This is a genomic window from Nocardioides sp. P5_C9_2, from assembly GCF_054049555.1.
Genome location: NZ_JBFUMD010000646.1, coordinates 1 through 1,660 on the forward strand (window position 1 = coordinate 1; position 1,660 = coordinate 1,660).

The following is a 1,660-nucleotide window of genomic DNA, read 5'->3' on the forward strand; positions in this document are numbered from 1 at the left end:
GAGCCCGGACAGCCCCTCGGCCTGCGCCCGCAGGGCGGCGCGCTGGGTGCGCCCGCGCTCGAGCCGGTCCAGGCGGCGGACGGGCTCGAGCACCCTTCAGTCCCGGCCCGGCCCGCCCTTGTCGATGGAGAAGATCCACAACCCGACCCGGGCGTGGTCGGGCAGGAACGACAGGCCGATCCCGGCGGCATCGGCGAGGACCTGCATGCGGGTCCCGCCCGCGGTGGCGAAGTCCATCGAGCCCGACGCGTCCACGACGGCGAGGATCGAGGAGGGGACGCTCAGCGTGCGCCACGACTGCACCGTCTCGGCCACCGTGCGGGGCCGCGGCGCCGGGAGGTAGGAGGCGACCTGCGCCCCCAGGCCTGCCCCGGGTGGGGCGCCCGGCTCCCGGAGGCCGGCCTCGCGCAGGGCGGCCACCCCCACGTCGCTGGTGAAGTAGCGCGCCAGCCCGCGGGCCACGACCCGCGAGCCGGGAGGCGCGTCGCTCCGCACGGCGAGGGGGAAGTCCAGGACGGGCGCGCCGGCCGCGGGAGTGAGGTCGCGCAGGTACGTCGCATCGGTGGCTGCCGCGACCAGCTGCTGCTCGGTGGCCACGACCAGCCGGCGGGAGGTCGCCTCGACGGAGGCCGGAGCGACGTCGGCATCGAGACCGCGCGAGTGCCGCTCGCCGTACGACTGGGCGAACGGGACGACACGCTGGCGGGCCAGCGCCGGGTCGAGTCCCAGCGTCACCGCCTCGGTCTGCGGGGCGAYGACGGCCAGCGAGCCCACCGAGGAGCCGGACGGGTCCGGGACACTGACGAGGCCGGACGCCTCCGCCTCCCCCCACGAGGGGAAGCGCCGACCCTCCTGACCGCCCACGAGCAGGACCGGTGTGCGCGCCAGGCTCGGCGACACCAGCCTCAGGCCCGAGTCCCGGCCCAGGTAGGTCGGGGACATCCAGAAGTGCGCGTCACTGATCCAGACGTCGGGCAGCGGCTGTCCCGTCGAGACGCCGAGCGCGACCTGGCTGCCCTCCCGCAGGGTCGGCTCCACGCGGGTGCACACGGGAGCGACGGTCACCGCGGCCCTGGACACGACCCCGAACATCGCGGGGGCGACCGCGACCTCCACGGTGCGATAGCGACCGCACTCGCTGCTGGACACCGCGACGTCGTCCGTCCGCGACCACAGCACCAGGGCCGTGGCTCCGACGAGCACCTGGACGAGCACGAGCAGCAGGACCAGTCCGAGCGGCCCGGCAAGGCGCCCGCGGACGCGTTTCAGCTGGGTGTCCATGCGTCCGGATCACCTCCCACGAGATCCGTGGACGCTAGCCGCGTCCGTCCCGCGAAGGTAAAGAACCGACCGCGCATCCACAGAGTTGGGGATGCGCCGGGACCGGCTCAGCCGATGCGGTCCAGCACCAGGTCCCGCGGGGTGTACGACGCGTCGTCGGCGACGTCGTAGCCGCCCTCGAGCGAGGCCAGGGCGCGGTCGAAGCGCTCGGGCTCGTCGGTGAGCAGGGTGAGCAGCGGCTGGCCCTCGGTGACCCGGTCGCCGGGACGCGCGTGCCAGACCACGCCGGCCCCGGCCTGCACCGGGTCCTCCTTGCGCGCGCGGCCGGCCCCGAGGCGCCAGGCCGCGATGCCGACGGCGTAGGCGTCCAGCTCGGCGA

General features: G+C 75.4%; 1 protein-coding gene and 1 pseudogene. Both read right to left on the bottom strand.

The window, feature by feature from the left end:
* Window positions 1–96: 96 nt before the first annotated feature.
* The gene (locus ACXJKL_RS20580) at window positions 97–1,281 is read right to left on the bottom strand and encodes a hypothetical protein (RefSeq protein ID WP_457208855.1); all 1,185 of its coding nucleotides are present in this window, start codon (window positions 1,279–1,281) and stop codon (window positions 97–99) included.
* A 107-nt stretch (window positions 1,282–1,388) separates the two neighbouring features.
* Window positions 1,389–1,660: pseudogene (locus tag ACXJKL_RS20585) on the bottom strand (thymidine phosphorylase); the annotation flags it as partial.